At 53.1% G+C, this 19,087-nt stretch carries 17 protein-coding genes, 1 tRNA gene and 1 other RNA gene; 7 read left to right on the top strand and 12 right to left on the bottom strand.

The annotated features are described in order from the left end of the window. The first annotated feature begins 38 nt into the window (after positions 1–38). The 3 genes from dapC to dapE are packed head-to-tail and all read left to right on the top strand — an operon-like array spanning position 39 to position 3,296. Positions 39–1,232: a succinyldiaminopimelate transaminase gene (gene dapC, locus NMUL_RS09685; RefSeq protein WP_011381165.1), complete on the top strand. Its 1,194-nt coding sequence runs from the start codon at positions 39–41 to the stop codon at positions 1,230–1,232. Positions 1,233–1,280: 48 nt separating this feature from the next. Next, positions 1,281–2,102, top strand: coding sequence for a 2,3,4,5-tetrahydropyridine-2,6-dicarboxylate N-succinyltransferase (gene dapD / locus NMUL_RS09690; protein ID WP_011381166.1), 822 nt, complete (start codon positions 1,281–1,283; stop codon positions 2,100–2,102). Between the two features lie 57 nt (positions 2,103–2,159). Next, the gene (dapE, locus tag NMUL_RS09695; RefSeq protein WP_011381167.1) at positions 2,160–3,296 is read left to right on the top strand and encodes a succinyl-diaminopimelate desuccinylase; all 1,137 of its coding nucleotides are present in this window, start codon (positions 2,160–2,162) and stop codon (positions 3,294–3,296) included. Between the two features lie 25 nt (positions 3,297–3,321). Here the strand turns inward: dapE and NMUL_RS09700 are convergent, their stop codons facing one another. Beyond that, positions 3,322–3,525, bottom strand: coding sequence for a hypothetical protein (locus tag NMUL_RS09700; protein WP_041352535.1), 204 nt, complete (start codon positions 3,523–3,525; stop codon positions 3,322–3,324). Positions 3,526–3,745: 220 nt separating this feature from the next. Here NMUL_RS09700 and prmB point away from each other — a divergent pair, with 220 nt between their 5' ends. Further along, entirely contained in the window at positions 3,746–4,654 is a 909-nt protein-coding gene (prmB, locus tag NMUL_RS09705; RefSeq protein ID WP_011381169.1) for a 50S ribosomal protein L3 N(5)-glutamine methyltransferase, read from the top strand. On the opposite strand, the gene rluB is transcribed toward prmB, so the two are convergent. From rluB to NMUL_RS09730, 6 genes are all read right to left on the bottom strand, one after another. After that, positions 4,642–5,589, bottom strand: a complete 948-nt coding sequence (rluB, locus tag NMUL_RS09710) for a 23S rRNA pseudouridine(2605) synthase RluB (RefSeq protein WP_011381170.1) — start codon at positions 5,587–5,589, stop codon at positions 4,642–4,644. The genes prmB and rluB overlap by 13 nt on opposite strands. A gap of 249 nt (positions 5,590–5,838) precedes the next feature. Next, positions 5,839–6,438, bottom strand: a complete 600-nt coding sequence (recR, locus tag NMUL_RS09715; protein WP_011381171.1) for a recombination mediator RecR — start codon at positions 6,436–6,438, stop codon at positions 5,839–5,841. A 62-nt stretch (positions 6,439–6,500) separates the two neighbouring features. Then, positions 6,501–6,824 (bottom strand): YbaB/EbfC family nucleoid-associated protein, encoded by a 324-nt coding sequence (locus NMUL_RS09720; RefSeq protein WP_175463226.1) that lies wholly within the window; start codon positions 6,822–6,824, stop codon positions 6,501–6,503. A gap of 14 nt (positions 6,825–6,838) precedes the next feature. Next, positions 6,839–8,581: a DNA polymerase III subunit gamma/tau gene (gene dnaX / locus NMUL_RS09725; protein ID WP_011381173.1), complete on the bottom strand. Its 1,743-nt coding sequence runs from the start codon at positions 8,579–8,581 to the stop codon at positions 6,839–6,841. A 134-nt stretch (positions 8,582–8,715) separates the two neighbouring features. Further along, positions 8,716–8,814: signal recognition particle sRNA small type (gene ffs, locus NMUL_RS15080), an RNA gene on the bottom strand. A 547-nt stretch (positions 8,815–9,361) separates the two neighbouring features. Further along, entirely contained in the window at positions 9,362–9,760 is a 399-nt protein-coding gene (locus NMUL_RS09730) for a hypothetical protein (RefSeq protein ID WP_011381174.1), read from the bottom strand. 422 nt (positions 9,761–10,182) lie between these two features. Here NMUL_RS09730 and NMUL_RS16010 point away from each other — a divergent pair, with 422 nt between their 5' ends. Next, complete coding sequence (locus NMUL_RS16010) at positions 10,183–10,320, top strand: hypothetical protein (RefSeq protein WP_167535579.1); 138 nt, start codon at positions 10,183–10,185, stop codon at positions 10,318–10,320. Positions 10,321–10,968: 648 nt separating this feature from the next. Here NMUL_RS16010 and NMUL_RS09740 read toward each other — a convergent pair. Further along, positions 10,969–11,045 (bottom strand) — tRNA-Met (locus tag NMUL_RS09740). A 350-nt stretch (positions 11,046–11,395) separates the two neighbouring features. Here NMUL_RS09740 and NMUL_RS09750 point away from each other — a divergent pair. Together NMUL_RS09750 and NMUL_RS09755 are read left to right on the top strand one after the other, a co-directional pair. After that, complete coding sequence (locus NMUL_RS09750; RefSeq protein WP_011381175.1) at positions 11,396–12,334, top strand: GGDEF domain-containing response regulator; 939 nt, start codon at positions 11,396–11,398, stop codon at positions 12,332–12,334. A gap of 235 nt (positions 12,335–12,569) precedes the next feature. Beyond that, positions 12,570–13,412, top strand: coding sequence for a response regulator (locus NMUL_RS09755; RefSeq protein ID WP_011381176.1), 843 nt, complete (start codon positions 12,570–12,572; stop codon positions 13,410–13,412). Here the strand turns inward: NMUL_RS09755 and truB are convergent. The 4 genes from truB to nusA all read right to left on the bottom strand — a co-directional run bounded on the left by truB (position 13,404) and on the right by nusA (position 19,073). Further along, entirely contained in the window at positions 13,404–14,345 is a 942-nt protein-coding gene (gene truB / locus NMUL_RS09760; protein ID WP_011381177.1) for a tRNA pseudouridine(55) synthase TruB, read from the bottom strand. The two genes, NMUL_RS09755 and truB, sit on opposite strands and share 9 nt — an antisense overlap. 183 nt (positions 14,346–14,528) lie before the next feature. After that, positions 14,529–14,909 (bottom strand): 30S ribosome-binding factor RbfA, encoded by a 381-nt coding sequence (gene rbfA, locus NMUL_RS09765; protein ID WP_011381178.1) that lies wholly within the window; start codon positions 14,907–14,909, stop codon positions 14,529–14,531. A 28-nt stretch (positions 14,910–14,937) separates the two neighbouring features. Beyond that, positions 14,938–17,568, bottom strand: a complete 2,631-nt coding sequence (gene infB / locus NMUL_RS09770; RefSeq protein WP_011381179.1) for a translation initiation factor IF-2 — start codon at positions 17,566–17,568, stop codon at positions 14,938–14,940. Between the two features lie 17 nt (positions 17,569–17,585). Continuing rightward, complete coding sequence (gene nusA / locus NMUL_RS09775; protein ID WP_011381180.1) at positions 17,586–19,073, bottom strand: transcription termination factor NusA; 1,488 nt, start codon at positions 19,071–19,073, stop codon at positions 17,586–17,588. Between the last annotated feature and the right edge of the window lie 14 nt (positions 19,074–19,087).

The raw sequence follows: 19,087 nt of genomic DNA on the forward strand, positions 1-19,087 counted from the left end.
CTCAACGGGGAATAGAGCTTTCTTCCCATCGCCTTAAATTGAATCCCAATCTGAACCGCCTGCAACCATACCCTTTTGAGAAACTCACCAAGCTATTTGAAGGAATCGAGCCTGCATCGGCTTTTACGCCTATCAGTCTCCACATCGGAGAGCCCAAGCATTCGACTCCGGATTTCATTCGCCAGGCCTTGATGGAAAATCTGGTGAAGATGGCGCACTATCCGGCAACCCTCGGCGCACGCTCCCTGCGCGCCAGCATCGGCAAATGGCTGATGCAGCGCTACGGCCTGCCGGCAATCGACCCCGATACGGAAATCCTGCCGGTCAATGGCAGCCGCGAAGCCTTGTTTTCTTTTGCGCAGGCAGTGATCGATTCTTCCAAGCCCGGTGCAATTGTAATTTGTCCGAACCCGTTTTATCAGATATACGAAGGCGCTGCATTGCTTGCGGGCGCAACGCCCAGTTTCCTCAATACCCTGCCAGAGAATGATTTTTCGCTCGACTATGCTCAATTACCGGATGAAGTATGGTCGCGCACGCAGCTTGTGTATGTCTGTTCGCCCGGGAATCCCACCGGCCGCGTAATGTCGATGGACGAATGGCGCCATCTGTTCGAACTTTCGGACCGTTATGGATTTGTCATTGCATCGGACGAATGTTACTCTGAAATCTATTTTGATGAAGCTTCTCCTCCATTGGGCGCGCTCCAGGCCGCCCACCGCTTGGGCCGGGAGGGCTTCTCCCGGCTGGTGGTATTCAGCAGCCTTTCCAAAAGATCGAATGTTCCCGGCATGCGTTCCGGATTCGTTGCCGGAGATGCGGCGATCCTGAAAAAATTCCTGCTCTACCGCACCTATCATGGCAGCGCGATGAACCCGGCGGTACAGGCGGCCAGCGAAGAGGCCTGGAATGATGAGGTTCATGTTGTCGAAAACCGCCGCCTCTACCGGGAGAAATTCAAGGCAGTCATCAAATTACTACAGGGCGCGCTGTCGGTTTCGCTGCCGGACGCGGCTTTCTACCTGTGGTTGAAGGTCCCGGTGAATGACGTCGAGTTCGCCCGGCAGCTCTATCGCGATTATAATGTCACGGTTTTGCCCGGCAGCTACCTCGCACGGCATGCGCACGGGATTAACCCCGGCGAAAATTTTGTCCGCATTGCCCTGGTGGCATCCGTAATGGAATGCGCCGCCGCTACCGAACGGATAAAGAAGCTGGTATCCAGATTGTAGCGGGTAGCCTGGAGCAGCGATATATCAACAAGAAATCAAAGGAAGATCATGGATCAGCTCCAAAGTACGATTGAAGAAGCGTTTGAACGCCGCGCCGAGATGACCCCGCGTAACGTCGAAGCGAAGCTCAAGGAATCCATTACCCAGGTACTGGAAATGCTCGACAGCGGCAAACTGCGGGTGGCGGAAAAAACAGACGGCGAATGGAAAACCCATCAATGGATAAAAAAAGCGGTGCTGTTGTCGTTCCGCATCGAGGACAACAGCTTCATCAAGGGTGGATTTTCCAATTATTTCGACAAAGTACCTTCCAAGTTCGCAGATTACAGCTCCCGCGATTTTCGTAATGGCGGTTTCCGCGTCGTGCCTCCCGCAACCGTACGCAAAGGCGCTTTCATTGCCAGCAATGTCGTACTGATGCCCTCCTACGTCAATATCGGCGCATACGTAGATGAAGGGACCATGGTCGACACCTGGGCTACAGTGGGTTCCTGCGCCCAGATCGGAAAAAACGTGCATCTATCCGGTGGGGTCGGAATCGGCGGGGTGCTCGAGCCCGTGCAGGCCAATCCTACCATCATCGAGGACAACTGCTTCATCGGCGCGCGTTCGGAAGTCGTGGAAGGCGTGATTGTCGGTGAAAACTCCGTGATTTCCATGGGGGTATACATCGGTCAGAGCACCCGGATTTATAACCGCGAAACAGGTGAAATCAGCTATGGCCGTATCCCTCCCGGTTCCGTCGTCGTTTCCGGCAGCCTGCCTTCCGCAGATGGCAAATACAGCCTCTATTGCGCAGTCATCGTGAAACAGGTGGACGCCAAGACCCGAGCTAAAACCGGTATCAATGAGCTGTTAAGGGGAATTTAACATCCGGAATTTAACACCGACTTTCATCCACAACAGGCTTCTTTTCAGGAATTGCTCATGCTCAATGACACACTGGCGCTCGCGCAAATGTTGATCGCCCGCCGCTCTCCGACACCTTTCGACAATGGTTGCCAGGAAATCCTGATCGATCGCCTGGAAAAAATGGGCTTCGACATTGAAAGAATACGATGTGGAGAGGTGGATAATCTTTGGGCCAGGCGCGGAACGGAAGCGCCGCTGATTTGCTTTGCCGGCCACACCGATGTCGTGCCCACCGGGCCCCTGGAAAAATGGGAAAGCAGCCCGTTCGATCCCGTCACTCGAAATGGCAGGCTTTATGGGCGCGGGGCCGCAGACATGAAGGGATCGATAGCAGCATTCATCACCTCGATCGAGGCTTTCGTGGCGGAACATCCCGATCACAATGGCTCGATTGCGCTCCTGATCACGTCGGATGAGGAAGGTATTGCGGTAGACGGTACTGTACGGGTGGTGGAAGTCCTCAAGGCACGCAATGAACTGATCGATTATTGCATCGTCGGGGAACCGACCTCTGTCGACAAGCTTGGCGATATGATCAAGAACGGCCGACGCGGCTCCCTGTCCGGAACGTTAACCGTGAAAGGAATACAGGGCCATATTGCCTATCCTCACTTGGCAAAAAACCCAATCCACCTGGCGGCTCCCGCCATCGCCGAACTGGCCAATACGGAGTGGGATGAAGGCAACGAATATTTCCCCCCTACCACCTGGCAGATTTCAAATATCAATGGAGGTACGGGTGCTACCAACGTGATTCCCGGTGAAGTAACGGTATTGTTCAACTTTCGTTTCTCCACTGCAAGCACGATAGAATCGCTTAAAGCCCGAGTGCACGGAATTCTCGACCGGCATAACCTCGAATATGACTTGCAATGGGAAAATTCAGGCAAGCCTTATCTCACCCCAAGGGGCGACCTGGTCGATGCAGTGAATGCCGCCATTCACACCGTGACAGGAATCGAGCCTGAGCTTTCCACCTCGGGGGGAACCTCGGACGGCCGGTTCATCGCCGACATCTGCCCGCAAGTGGTGGAATTGGGACCACGGAATGCAACCATCCACAAGATCAACGAATACGTTGAAGTTTCGGATCTGGATCAGTTGCCCCGGATTTACCAGCTCACGATGGAAAGCCTGTTGCTGAGAAAATAAGAATAAAAATGGAGATGGACCATTTCTACGGGCGGGACTGACCCGGACGTACACGCACATCACCCACTGCCCGCTCTCGCAACTCCCGCAGCACCTCCAGCCGGTGGAGCAGCACTGTTGCGGTGGCGGTACACCGCCTGGCAAAGCAGTCTCCATTGCTGGATATGATCCTGGCCGATGAGGCGTCCCCAAAAGCTGCATGAGCAGCACGATAAGTATTGCTTGCCATACACGGACGTCCCTGCGTTAATCCTGGCATATTCGCGGAGTTCATTTCTTGCCTCCTTCCGTTGCCAACGGTTAACTCTATAGTACGGCTCACAATTCCGTTTTCGAATATTTTCAAGCGATTAAAAGATAGACGTTAAATCAGGAGTCTTTCGTCCGACGGCGGGCGGATGGTCGACATACAGATCCTCAAGACTACTTTTTCTCACGGACAAGAATGAATGTTCATTGAAGCCAAAAACCAGCTCCAGACCATCCGCGACGTACTGCGTTTCGCCATAAGCCGCTTTAACGATGCAGGGCTTCATTTTGGTCATGGCTCTGCCTCGGCGTATGACGAAGCAGCTTATCTCATTCTCCACACGCTGCATCTTCCACTTGACCGGCTGGAACCGTTTCTGGATGCCCGCATCCTTCCGGGCGAGCTGGAACTGGTCCTGAAAATAATCGAGCGCCGTGCAACAGAAAAGATTCCGGCTGCCTATCTGACGAGAGAAGCCTGGCTGGGGGATTTCCATTTTTATGTGGATGAACGCGTGATCGTACCGCGCTCCTTCATTGCGGAATTGCTGCGAGAACAACTTGCGCCCTGGATGGAAGAGCCGGCAGAAGTTTATTCCGCATTGGATCTTTGCACCGGCTCCGGATGTCTGGCGATACTGCTCGCACATGCGTTTCCCAATGCAGCCATCGATGCGACAGATATTTCAGCGAATGCCTTGCAGGTTGCTGAAAAAAATGTGGAGGAGTATGGCCTGGAGGACCGGATCGATCTTATCCAGTCGGATCTATTCGCGGCATTGGCAGACCGCCGCTACGATCTTATTGTCAGCAATCCGCCCTATGTCAACGCGGAAGCAATGGCAGCGTTGCCGGAGGAATATCGCCATGAGCCGCAGAGTGCGCTTGCCAGCGGCGAGGATGGACTGAAGGCGACAAAGGTAATACTACGGGACGCAGCAAACCATTTGACCGCTGATGGGTTACTCATTGTCGAAATCGGTCATAACAGGGAAGCCCTGGAGCGTGCCTTTCCCGATACACCTTTTACCTGGCTGGACACCAGTGCAGGCGATGAGTTTGTTTTCCTGCTGAAACGGGACCAGCTTCCCAGGCATCAGGCTTTGTAACCGACCAGTTCCAGCAGGCGTCCTATCTCTGCCTCGTTCAATTCCATCGACTTTCCCCGTTTCAAACGGGAGGGCAAGTTGATAGGGCCAAAACGAACCCGCATCAGGCGGCTCACCGTCATTCCCACCGCTTCGAACATCCGCCGTACTTCGCGATTCCTGCCTTCCTTCAATATCACGCGATACCAGTGGTTGGAGCCCTCACCCCCTTCATCCGACAGGTAATCGAACTTGGCCGCGCCGTCCTCCAGCTCAACACCCGAGGTCAGCAACGTTGCCTGCTCCGGCGTCAGCCTTCCGATGATCCGCACTGCGTATTCGCGCTCGACTTCGAAGCGCGGATGCATCAGCCGGTTGGCCAATTCCCCATCCGTGGTGAAAACCAGCAAACCGCTGGTGTTGTAATCCAACCTGCCAATAGCAATCCATTTGGACGACCTCAACTGCGGCAGTTTGTCGAAGACCGACGTACGGCCTTGGGGATCATCCTGGCTGACGATTTCCCCCTCCGGCTTGTGATAGAGCATGACGCGGGGCAGACGGCGGGCGGATCTGAAGTGAACGACGCGCTTCCCTACTCTCACGACATCTCGAGCGGCGATACGGTCCCCCACTTGTGCGGTCTTTCCGTTGATCGTCACCTGTCCACTGGCGATCAGCTCTTCCATTTCGCGTCTCGAACCCAATCCCGCCTGGGCCAGCACCTTGTGCAATTTCTGCGTAACGGGTTGAGGGGAGGTGGAACCCACGCCAGATTGAGGTGTTGCCGCGGGTTTTATCGATCCCTTTAGCCCCGCTCCTCTCAGCCGGCTTCGTACAGGCGATTGGAGTGATTTGGGTGAGTCTGCCGGAGTTGACGAAGCGGGAGACTTTGTGATTTTCATGGAACGGCGTCGTCTGACCGCCTCGGGGGACGGCGATGACCTGGTTTTCATCGCAGCTCCAATTTCAAGCCTTCCAATTTCCAGTTTCCCATGCTAGCGAGTGCTCGGATGGGATGAGAAAAACGGTGGGCTGTTTGTACTGAACCTTCGTCTTCCCGTTCGCCCTGAACTTGTCCAAGGTCGAACAGGCTCAGGATATATCCTCCGACAGGCTTAGAGCGAATTTTTCGGGGAGCGAGCAGATAAAAAGACGGCATAAGAAACAAGGGGCAGAGTGAATATTTGCGAAATAAATGCTTGCTACTTGACTTCCCTGCGCTCGAGCACTGCCTGCGCGAGGGTACCGCTATCCACGTGCTCCAACTCCCCCCCCACTGGCAATCCCCGCGCGATACGCGTGATTTTCAGGCCCTCGTTCTGCAGCATCTCCCCGATATAATGCGCCGTAGCTTCACCTTCCACGGTAAAATTGGTAGCAAGAATGACTTCCTTCACCATATTATCCCGAGCGCGCTTCAACAGCCGATCAAGATTGATTTCCCGAGGGCCGATGCCATCCAGAGGTGAGAGTCGCCCCATCAACACGAAATACATGCCTTTGTAGCAATGTGCCTGCTCCATCATTAGCAAATCGGCAGGCATCTCCACCACGCACAGCAGAGCAGGATCCCGCCGTTGAGAACTGCATAACTCGCATACGACCTCTTCGGTAAAGTTATTGCATTTTTCGCAATGCCTGACATGTTCCAGTGCATAGTCGAGTGAATCTGCGAGGCGACGCGCCCCCTCCTGGTCGCGCTGCAACAAATGATATGCCATGCGTTGTGCTGACCGGGGACCGACACCGGGCAAGCAGCGTAACGCATTGATCAATTCATCGAGACTCCGCGGGGCGTTCACTCAAACGTAAAATTATTCAATAGAATCAGGAACTGCGGGATTGCGCCAATCTGGAATTCACGTTAGAACGGCAGTTTCATTCCCGGGGGCAGGCCCAAACCGGAGGTAAATCCCGCCATTTTTTCCTGAGTCGTTGATTCCACCCGCCGCACCGCGTCATTCACCGCTGCTGCGATCAAATCTTCCAGCATCTCCTTATCGTCTCCCATGAGACTGCTGTCAATGCTCACGCGCCTGACATCATAACGGCATGTCATCACGACTTTCACCATACCTGCGCCGGATTGGCCCTCAACTTCTATCGAAGCCAATTTCTCCTGCATGGCTTTCATGTTCTCCTGCATCTGCTGAGCCTGCTTCATCAGGTTGCCCAAGCCACCTTTCATCATTTTTACCTCCACTATTGAATAGGTTTGATCGAAGAAACGATCAATTTTGCATCAAAATTTTCAACGAGTTCACGCACGAACGGATCGGACTCGATAGCCGCGATGGCCTGCGATTGCTTCTCCTGCTTTTCACGATTTTCCTGCTCAGCCGGGCTCATGCCGTTAACGATTCCCACTGCAAACTTCAGCCGCACCGGCTTATCAAGATACTCCCTCACGGCGGCTTGCAGTCTGTCCTGATAGGTCTTGTCCAGCAAATGCTTATGGAGTTCCGGTACGCAAAATTCTATTTCATCCTCGGAAGAACTCTTCACCTCGCAATATTGAGCCAGCATTCTGGTCAATCCGCTTACCTTCAATTGGCCGACTATGGTAATCCAGCTATGACTGAAAGACTGTACGAAGCTCGGCTTTACCGGCGTGGGATCGCGCTCCAGCGAAGCCGGCACGGGTCCTGTCGGCTCCCTTGAATCCCCGTTGGCAGCATTCCTGGCCGCCCTCTCTTCCTGGGAGTTTCCTTCCTTTTCTATCTCTGCCATCTCTGTTCGGTCTGACTGCTGAGCCTGTCGAGGGGTCGAAGGATATTTGCCACTTCCTGGTTTTGTAGGCAAAAAACCTGGCGTTCCTCCGTCCCTGCCTGCCTTCCCTCCTCCTGACAGGAAATCTTCCGGAATGAAAGCCAGCATACGCAGCAACGTCATGGTGAAACCCGCATACTCATCCGGTGCCCGCCCGAGGTCCTCGCGCCCGTGTATGGCAATCTGATAGAACAATTGAATATCTTCTGGCGTGAATGTTTTCGCCAGCCGGAAAATCCGATCCCGCTCAGGTTCATCATCACCAATCGCTGCGGGAACGATTTGCGCCAGGGTCAGACGATGCAGCAGGGTCGCCAGATCCTGCAAAGCGGCGTCAAACGAGAGACTGCGGGTTTCCATCGCATCCGCGATCGCAAGCATTCGGGCGCCATCTCGTTGCGCCAGTGCCTCCAGCAGATCAAACAGATACCCCTGATCGACCGCACCAAGCATATCGCGCACTCCTGCTTCTTCGATCTTTCCCTCGCCAAAAGCGATGGCCTGATCCAGAATGCTCAAGGCATCACGCATACTGCCCTGCGCCGCGCGCGCCAATAACTGCAGGGAAGTGGCATCACAGTTTATATGCTCCTGTTCGAGCACATGCCTGAGGTGCGAGACGATCAGCGGAAACGGAATCTGCTTGAGGTTGAATTGCAGGCAGCGAGACAAAACCGTTACCGGAATCTTCTGCGGATCAGTGGTCGCAAGTATGAATTTGACATGTTCCGGCGGCTCTTCCAGCGTTTTCAGCATGGCGTTGAAAGCTGATTTGGAAAGCATATGTACTTCATCAATGATGTACACCTTATAGCGTGCAACCGTGGGAGCATACAGCGCGTTCTCCAGCAGTTCACGCATTTTTTCCACCTGCGTATTGGAGGCGGCATCAACTTCGATCAGGTCAACAAAACGCCCGCCGTCAATTTCGATACAAGCAGAACAGACCCCGCAAGGCTCCGATGTAACTCCGGCCTGGCAGTTGAGCGCCTTTGCCAGAATGCGCGCTATGGTCGTCTTGCCGATCCCGCGCGTGCCCGTAAACAGATAAGCATGATGTAAACGCTTCTGTTCGAGAGCATTGGTAAGTGCACGAACAACATGATCCTGTCCGGTCAGTTCGGAAAAGCGCCGGGGACGCCATTTGCGGGCAAGGACTTGAGTCGGGGAGGACACGCTATGTCGAGAATCGAATCGGCGAAACGGTTATTTCAGATTTTCAGCGGAGGCTGTAACTGATGGTATGAATCATTGAAGCGTGCAGTTGGGAAGATGGCACTCGTCCGATCCACCCAACGTGCACAAAAAAGGGTGGCGAGCCCGACCCCCGGCACTTGCAAAAAATAGCTGTGGCTGCTTCCTTCCGGACCTGACCAGGTTCACTACCATGCAATGCGGGGAGGCCCGCCGTAAAGCTAAAAGAAAAAATTAAAAAAGCACAATCTCCGTAAACTGAGAAATTGTGCGTATTCGTAATTGTGATATTTTGCCCGGACTCGAAGCCTACGTCTACTATCGTTCTTTCCAAACGATCAGTATCAGCATCAATTGAGACCGCGAGCGTGAAACAAGGGTTAACAGGCCGCTGGATGAAGCGGGCAGGCAATCATTTCGGGAGCCGCTACCAAACATTCAGTGCCGGAGAAGATCAGCCTTGGGGGGCATGCTCAAAACAATGGCTGCCTGATCTCTGCTATTGCAAGAAGACCGAGGCCATGCCCCAAGTGAAGGATCACTGTCGAAGTGTCGTTGTCAGGTAAAATGCGATGACATCGGTGCGAACCCGGAACAGGTTAATCGCGGAATGGCATAGTGTACCGAAACTACGCAAGGATCAAAATCTCCCTCTTCTGGGCCTGTAGAAATGATAATGAGATGCGGATTATGATCTGATCCATCCTGCGAATTTTGCAAGGGAAAGAGCTGATAAGAAAAACCCGCCGAAGCGGGTTTAGGTCAAGCTACTTTTCTTTGTTTTGCAGCCAAGTGGCGCAGATTTTTTGCCGCTTCTTTCCCCATTGACTTCATCTTTGAGGCGGCCTCTTTTAATGCTTCTTTCCTCATTAACTTCATCTTTGAAGCCGCCTCTCTCAAAATTTGTTTCTTCTCCGAATCTGCAAATCGCTTCAAAATCTGGCGCATCAGAGGCTGGTAGCCAATTCCATACATCGAGGCGATAAGCTTAAAATCCTCAATCAAAGACTTCTCAAGTCGTATTGATACAGGTTGCAAAAGATGCTTGTCTGTCAATGCCTGCACATCATCTGAAGCGATTGCGGCAAACTCCTCTGTTGCTCCCGACTCCCTTGAATTCCGCTCCTCTTTCCTGCTCTCGATTGTCTCTCGATCACTCATGGCCCTCTCCTTTCCAGTTAATCAACGGGTTACGATACTTTCTGTATATACGCAACTCTTCAGTACCCAGGATCGTATGCCGATTTAATTGTCAACTTCAACTCTTTCTGGATTGGCTGGATTGGCAATTAAATTGGCATATTGTTTATACAAAACGCACCAAAGTCAACCTTAATTAACCATTATGAGCCCAGGTTTTTTCTCTTTCCCCGGACTCGCCCGGAGCCGGTTTTTATTTCCATACGTTAAGTATTTAACGGTAAAAGCTTTCTTGTATTTCTTGTATTGCTAACCAGCCTACTCGCTTTTTCCTCCCTAAATGACGAAGCGATTGGAGTAAACTGCTTCCCGCGGTGACAAATAGTCCGTTTGGAATTTAATCTGCTCCCGTTATAGAAGCTCATGATGTAATCAGTAATATCATGATGAGCCTCGCCGTGAGTGACATGGCACGTTGCCGCGCGCGTTCCATTTCAAGTTCAGAAGAAACGCTCCATGATGCCTTATCCCCGCGGCTACCCTTATGGCTCATGCTGCAGCTGATCGTGCTGAGCGAGTAGTCTCTGATATTCAAGGCTTGCACTGGATGCTCCCAGCGGAAGGCAATAGTAATCCCGGGACAGGCTTGGCAACCGGTGATAATACTGACGACGAGTGCCGGATTGAAGATGGCCGACAGATCAGCTCTCTCTTAGTGCAGCATATTCTCGCTGCTAAAGCTGATGGCCTAAAGCCGATGGTTTAAACCTTGGGATAGAAAACCAGCAGGATGACTAAGAACCCATTAATTTACATTTTGCTCTGGGACCATGGACATCCGAACGGATGCGTCCGATTGGGATGACATCAAGGGAGTTCATTGGGTAATCCACGTTCGCAAGGCCAAGACCAAAAAGCCAAGAGCGTCAAAAAACCAAAAACAATTTCTTCCTTGAGAGAGGTGAAGATACTGGAACCGGCGTACCGGATCCTTCCTGCACAGGAGCAGCATACTTCCTGATCGGTAATGAGGTATTCCAGAATCCAGGCATGCTAAAGCGCCGGAAGGGAGATAAGGCGATGCGGGAAAGCTACCGGACCGAGATAACGATGGCTTATCAGACGGGCACTCTTATACATCCGTAATGCTCTCTGCCGGGAAGTCAAGCATGTGGTAAACTCAGCATATGAGGCAGTCTGCCGGGTGAAGGATCCGGCAGATTCACGCTTGGTTGCGGGGGCAGGATTTGAACCTACGACCTTCGGGTTATGAGCCCGACGAGCTGCCAGACTGCTCCACCCCGCGCCAGAGAATTGAGATTATAACAAGCTGGGGTCATAAAGGTCAAATCTCTTTTATTACAATTATGGAGTTTATATTCGTCTTAATGAATGCATTGCGGGAAGAGGAAAGGAAAAACGAGAAGCAACTCCTTCTTTTATATCCTATCATTAATTCCCATTTTCTTATGAGAGTTAGCGCACAGAGACGAGGGTAAAATAGGCGCAATATTTGATTTTGCGATCCTGTGCACGTTAAATTCCGCTTACTCGCTGCCCTCAGCCGTTTATGCTCGGATAAGCAGAAAGGGGACAGGCCGCCCGAAGGTTAAAGGGTTTAGAAAGGCGATAAGTCCTTATGAAGATGTGGGCAACATGATTACCGAAGCTGATATTCATGCGGCAAGGATTCTGATTGTTGATGATCAGGAAACAAATGTCCAGTTGCTGGAAAGCATGCTAGCCGCTGCAAGCTACACGTCTGTCACTTCGACGACCGATCCGTTCAAGGTGTATGAGTTGCATCGGCAAAACCACTACGATCTGATTTTGCTCGATTTGAAAATGGCCGGCATGGATGGGTTTCAGGTACTCGAAGCCTTGAAAGAAATCGAGGCAGATGGATATCTACCTGTACTGGTCGTCACCGCCAACCCCGATTCCAAGCTACGGGCGCTTCAGTCCGGCGCCAAGGATTTTGTCAGCAAGCCTTTTGACATGAGTGAAGTACTCGCGCGCGTGCATAATCTGCTCGAAGTGCGACTGCTACATCAGCAAGCGCGCCATTACGCAAAGTCGCAAGAATTCATGGCACTGCATGATCCGCTGACGGGACTGGCCAACAGACGGCTTCTGGTGGAAAGAGTATCTCAGGCTATCATCCATGCAAAGCGCAACAATAGCGTTATGGGAGTCTTGTATCTGGATCTGGATGGGTTCAGGCAAATCAACAACACATTGGGTCACGATATAGGCGATCTGCTTTTGAAGCTGGTCGCGGCGCGCCTGATTGCCGCAGTTCGCCAGGAAGATACCGTGGCTCGGCTCGGCGGCGATGAGTTTGTGATTTCGATGCCGCATGTAAGCAATCTCGATGGCATAAGCCGTACAGCGGAAAAAGTAATAAAAGCACTGTCGCAACCTTACAGCATTCAGGGAAATGCCATCACCCTCACTGCAAGCGCGGGTGTCGGGATTTTTCCTGATAATGGCAAAGATGCGAAAACCCTTTTGAAGAATGCGGATGCTGCCCTGCTGGAGGCAAAGCAGGCGAACAAAAATACTTATCGAATTTCAGAACGAGTAAGCGCCTAGCGTTCAGCTCCGTTTCGCCATTATTGCCGTGTCGCTGCAAATTTCCCATATTTTGCTGAAATCAGGATATTTATCGGAAAACAACGTTCTTTTTCTGAGCGCCAAGAAAATATAATAATGATTGGCTCAAGAAAAAGAAGAATCAGTTTTTTCGTGCCCTATTCATCCATCTAGAGAGGTTACGAGCAGGGGAAAATGATGAAATCGGTTAACGGGAACAAACAGGATAAAAATAATGATCAATAAACCTGACACTCTGAACGCTAAAATTCTGATCGTGGATGATCAGGAAGCCAACGTCCGGCTGCTTGAACAGATGCTGAGCGATGGGGGTTATAAAAACATTACCTCGACGATGGATCCGCGCGAAGTCAGCAATCTCTATCGGCAGAATCGTTACGATCTCATTCTTCTTGATCTGTATATGCCTGGAATGGACGGTTTTCAGGTATTGGAAGCGCTAAAGAAAATTGAACGGGAAGGTTATCTTCCGGTACTCGTAATCACTGCGCAACCAGGTCATAAGTTGCGGGCACTGCAAGCAGGCGCAAAGGATTTCGTCAGCAAGCCCTTCGACCTCGTTGAAGTTCAAACCCGTATTCAAAATATGCTGGAAGTGCGCCTGCTGTATAAGCAGTTGGAGGATTACAATAAAAGGCTGGAACAAACGGTAGCGGAGCGAACCGCAGAATTGCGCGAGAGTGAAGCCAGATTTCGCCGTCTCACGGAACTGGCTTCCGACTGGTACTGGGAACAGGATGAAAAGGGAAATTTCACCAAAGTTTACGGTCCTGTCCTGGATATGCTGGGGATTAAGGTCGACCACTTGCTGGGAGAATCCAAGGGATATAATGGAGCGCACTGGAATGAAGCGGAGTATTCAGTTTTCAAGGCAAATATCGCGGCAAGACGGCCTTTTATCGATTTTATCTACAGACGGACCAAGCCGGATGGGTCGACGCAATATCTAATGGTCAGTGGTGAGCCGATGTTCGATTCTTCCGGTCGCTTTACCGGCTACCGGGGTATTGGCAAGGACGTCACCGATAGCATGCACGCAAATCAAGCTTCACAATGACTGCTCAAACCTTATGAGTCTTTTCGGCGAGATGTAACCTTCCGTTGAAATTTCCCCCAACCCCAGAAACCGCTGCGCCTTGTCATACAACCGTACCTGTCTTCCCGGTAAAAGGCTTTCCCCTGCCGGGTGCGTACCGGGGATTGCGCGTCCCTGGAGCAGAGATAAAGCCGCAGCGGAATCTACCACAACCGGGGGAAGAGACCTCAGGAGACTATCGGCTGGCAGCAGGCAAGAGTCCCGTTGAGATGGCGGCATAGCTTCGAGTCCAGTCAGTGTGTATGCCTGCGGCAAATCAAAACCGCCCAGTGCGCTCCGGCGCAATGCAGTAAGATAAGCGCCGCCGCATCCCAGCGCGTGTCCCAGGTCCTCTGCCAGCGTGCGAATGTAGGTACCGCTCCCGCACGTCACCCGGATGCGCATTTCATTGCCTTGATACGCCTCGATACTCAGGTCGTGGATCGTTATCGCTCGAGGCTGCCGTTCGATTTCCACTCCTGCCCTGGCAAAGGTGTACATGGGTTTCCCACGATGCTTGATTGCGCTGTACATGGGCGGCACTTGCGTAATTACGCCGATAAAGCTTTTGCGTACTGCCTCAATTTTCTCCCTGGTCAGATCCACGTATTGAGATTCCATACCGGCAGCAATTGAAATTTCCCCCTCTGCATCACCGGTCGTACTCATATAGCCAAGTCTCAGCACGGCTTCGTATGTCTTGTCTGCACCGAGGAGCGCCGATGAAAATTTGGTGGCCTCTCCGAAGCAGATGGGCAGCAAACCGGTCGCCATCGGATCAAGCGTACCGGTATGGCCAGCCTTATGAGCAGAAAAAATGCGTTTGGCGGTCTGCAGGGCTTGGTTGGAAGAAAGACCGGAGGCTTTATCGAGCAGCAGCACGCCGCTGATATGTCGTTTGCTACCTGGAGACATTTAAGCTAGGAGGTCTTGGAGCCAGTCCGAATCCCGGCAGTTACTATCAAAGGTAGAGCGGAATCTGCGGATAGTGCGGGGAATTGGGAGGGTTCACTATGGGCCGGGTGACATCCGACTTCGGTCACGCAACTTGCAGAAATAGCTGCACGAACTCGAGCAGATATAAGCGTGATAAACAATTCAGGTGCTGTCGGTTTCTTTTTCAGAACGGTCGGAAGCCACGGCTTCATCTATCAGTTGCGACAACCGGACTCCACGTTCGATGGATTCATCATAAATGAAATGCAGTTGTGGGATGACGCGTAGCTTCAACCGATGCAGCAGCTGGGTGCGCAAAAAGCCCGCGGCATTTTCCAGCCCGTTCTGGACGAGAAAGTTGTCGCTTTCATTATGCAGCGTGGTATAGAAAACTTTAGCGTGCGCATAATCCTGACTCACCTCAACACCAGTCAAGGTAATCATGCCTATGCGCGGGTCCTTGAGTTCGTTGCGGATCAGATCGGCCAATTCACGCTGAATCTGATCGGCAATCCGCAACGTGCGGGAATAATCTTTGGGCATAAAACTTCAATGCAGGACTTTCGCCCCGCTACAGAGTCCGCGCGATTACCTGGATTTCGTAGGTTTCCAACTGATCGCCCACCTGGATATCGTTAAAGTTCTTAAGAGACAGACCGCACTCGAAACCCGCCCTCACCTCTTTCACATCATCCTTGAAGCGCTTCAACGAATCCAGTTCTCCGGTATGGATTACCTGTCCATTGCGTATCACTCTCACCAGCGAACCACGCCTGACAAACCCTTCCTGCACAAGGCAACCGGCCACCGCGCCCACTTTGGAAATGCGGAATACTTCCCGGATCTCCAGCAGTCCCGTGATATTCTCCTTGCGCTCGGGCGCCATCATGCCGGAAAGTGCAGCCTTGATCTCATCCACAGCTTCGTAAATGATGCTGTAATAGCGCACATCCACCCCGGCAGAGTTGATGAGCTTGCGTGCAACTGCATCCGCCCGGCTGTTGAAGCCAATGACAACTGCTTTGGAAGCCAATGCGAGATTGATGTCCGATTCTGTAATCGCGCCCACTCCACTGTGAATGATGTTGACCTTCACCTCGTCAGTGGAAAGCTGTTGCAGCGCGTGCGTCAGGGCCTCGTAAGAACCTTGTACGTCGGCCTTGATAATAAGTGAAAGGACTTTTACTTCTCCCCTCTGCTCGAACACGTTCTCCAGTTTGGCTGCCTGCTGCTTCGCCAGTTTTACATCGCGGAACTTGCCTTGGCGGAAGAGGGCAATTTCACGCGCCTTGCGCTCATCCGTCAGAGCCACTACCGATTCGCCCGCTACGGGAACCTCCGATAAACCCTGGATTTCAACCGGAATGGAAGGTCCTGCCTGCTCCACCTGTTTGCCGCTCTCATCCAGCATGGCCCGCACCCGGCCATAAGCCGCCCCCGCCAGCAATATATCGCCGCGCTTCAAGGTACCGGATTGGACAAGCATGGTTGCAACCGGGCCTCGCCCTTTATCCAGCCGTGATTCGATTACAATTCCCTTTGCCGGCGCATCCTTCGGTGCCTTGAGTTCCAGAACTTCAGCCTGGAGCAGCACGCTTTCCAGCAAATCATCGATACCTTGGCCGGTCTTTGCCGAAACTTCGACAAACATGGTTTCACCGCCCCAATCTTCCGGCACCACTTCCTGAGTCACGAGTTCCTGGCGAATCCGCTCGGGATTGGCTTCCGGTTTGTCGATTTTCGTCATCGCCACTACGATCGGCACCTTGCCCGCCTTGGCATGATGTATTGCTTCAACCGTCTGCGGCATTACTCCGTCATCCGCCGCTACAACCAATATGACCAGGTCGGTAACCTTGGCTCCCCGTGCGCGCATGGCCGTAAACGCCTCATGTCCCGGTGTATCCAGGAACGTCACCATGCCCCTTTCCGTCTCGACGTGATAGGCCCCGATATGCTGGGTAATGCCCCCTGCTTCGCCGCTTGCCACTCGCGTGCGGCGAATGTAATCCAGAAGCGAGGTCTTGCCATGATCGACATGGCCCATCACCGTAACGACCGGTGCACGCGCTTCCATTTTCAATTCGGAAGGTGCGATCTCGGTATCAGCCAGGAAGGATTCAGGACTATCGAGCGCGGCGTATTTGGCAACATGGCCCAACTCCTCCACCACGATCATTGCAGTTTCCTGGTCCAGCATCTGGTTGATGGTTACCATATTACCCATCTTCATGAGAGCCTTGATGACCTCAGCCGCCTTGATGGACATTTTCTGCGCGAGCGCCCCGACGGAAATGGTTTCAGGCACCAGCACCTCGTGGACCACCGGCTCGGTCGGCGCCGAAAAAGCATGAGGAGCGGGTTCCTCGGTTCTTCCATGTTTATCCTTGCGCGCCCGCCAGCCCCCCTTTGCCCCGCTCAGATCACCCCTGGTCTTGAGTCCACGTTTCTCGACCTTCTCTTCCTTCCAGACGACCTGTTTTGCGGGTTTCTTTTTCTTATCCGCCTTCTCTTCCGGTTTCACTGCCGGCTTGTGCAAGGTACCTTCGGTAGAGGCGGGCTGCGACGGAGCTGCTTCCGCCTCCACAGCCGCTACCGTTTCCCCGGGGGCTGCCGAAGGAGTTTCAGGGGCAACCGGCACCGCCTCAGGCCCGGCTACAGGAGCCGCCGGCACGAAAGGCGGGGCGGGTTCTTCGGGCTCTTTGATTTCCACAACCGGAGGCCTTTCACGCAGCCTTTTTTCCCGCAACTCGGCAGCCTGACGTGCAATCAATTCAGCCTGCCGCCTTGCCTCTTCCTGCCGCAATGCCTGCTGCGCCGCATCGATGACAGGGGTTCGCACCGGAGGCACAGAAGGAGCGGCGGGCGCAGGAATTTCAGCCGTTTTCCGTTCGACTGGCAAATCGACGCCTTTTACAAATACGCGCTTCTTGCGCACTTCCACCTGGATGCTGCGTGGCTTACCGGTGCTATCCGCCTTCTTGATTTCCGAAGTCTGTCGACGCGGCAGGGAAATCCGCCCCTTCTCTTCCTTGGCGCCATGAATCTTGCGCAGATATTCGAGAAGCTGCGTTTTGTCCTTCTCCGTCAGGCTATCCTCGGTCATGTGCTTGCGAACACCGGCCGCCTGCAACTGCTCCAGCAGCACGGTGGGAAGCACGCCAAGTTCACTAGCAAATTGCTCTACGTTCATTTGAGACATTAATTACCTTCAGTCGGCTATGCTCTATCGGCCGGGGCAAACCACGGGGCACGTGCCGCCATGATCAACTGCCTGGCCCGTTCAGTATCCATCTCGACCATTTCCACCAGATCATCCACAGCCAGGTCGGCCAGGTCTTCCTGGGTGCTTACTCCTTTAGCCGCGAGTTCGCGCGCGGTCTGGCTGTCCATGCCTTCCAGCGCGAGCAGGTCTTCGGCGATGTGCTCCACCTTTTCCTCGCTCACGATGGCCTCGGTCAACAATGCGTTGCGAGCCCGATTGCGAAGCTCGTTGACGGTCTGTTCGTCAAATGCTTCGATCTCCATCATTTCGCTGAGCGGCACGTAAGCCACTTCTTCCAGAGTAGTAAAGCCTTCCTGCGCCAGAATGTCCGCCACTTCCTCATCCACATCCAGTTTTTCCATGAAGAGATGGCGCAAAACCGAAAACTCCTCTTCATTTTTTGCCTGTGACTCTTCCATCGTCATGATGTTGAGCTCCCAGCCTGTCAATTCCGAGGCGAGCCGGACATTCTGGCCTCCACGTCCGATCGCCTGGGCCAGATTGCCTTCATCCACGACAATGTCCATGCTGTGTTTCTCTTCATCCACCAGAATGCTGCTGATCTCGGCAGGAGCCAGCGCATTGATTACGAATGTGGCGGGGTCGTCAGACCAAAGGATGATGTCTACCCTTTCACCCGCCAGTTCGCCGGTCACGGCCTGGACTCTGGAACCCCGCATGCCTACGCAGGTACCGATCGGATCCACTCGCTGATCATTCGACTTCACTGCGATCTTCGCACGCGAACCAGGATCACGCGCTGCCACCTTGATCTCCAGCAAGCCCTCCTCGATCTCAGGCACTTCCAGCTCAAACAGCTTTATCAGAAATTCCGGCACAATTCTCGACAGGATTAACTGCGGACCTCTCGTAGTACGGTCGATCCTGTGCAAGTAAGCGCGCACTCTGTCCCCGACACGCAGATTCTCCTTGGGAATCATCTGGTCACGCGGCAATACGGCCTCTACCCTGCCGGATTCGATGATCGCGTTTCCGCGTTCCATGCGCTTGATGGTTCCGGTAACCATATATTCCTTGCGCTCGAGAAAATCGTTCAGGATCTGCTCGCGTTCGGCATCACGGATTTTCTGGAATATCACCTGTTTCGCCGCTTGGGCGCCGATGCGCCCGAATTCCACCGGCTCCAGGATTTCTTCGATATATTCGTCGAGCTGGATTTCAGGATTTTGCCGAAAGGCCTCGCTCAGCGATATCTGACGAGCGGGATCCTCCACTGCATCGTCGGCCACCACCTGCCAGCGGCGCAAGGATTGATAGTCCCCTGTCTGGTGGTCGATCGACACGCGCACGTCAGCGTCCTCGTTAAAACGCTTTTTCGTGGCGGACGCCAATGCAAGCTCAAGTGCGGCAAAAACAATGTTCTTTTCCACATTCTTTTCGCGCGCCAGTGCATCCACCAATAGCAAAACCTCGCGGCTCATGTTACCTCCAGCCA

The organism is Nitrosospira multiformis ATCC 25196, from assembly GCF_000196355.1.
Taxonomy (GTDB): Bacteria; Pseudomonadota; Gammaproteobacteria; order Burkholderiales; family Nitrosomonadaceae; genus Nitrosospira; species Nitrosospira multiformis.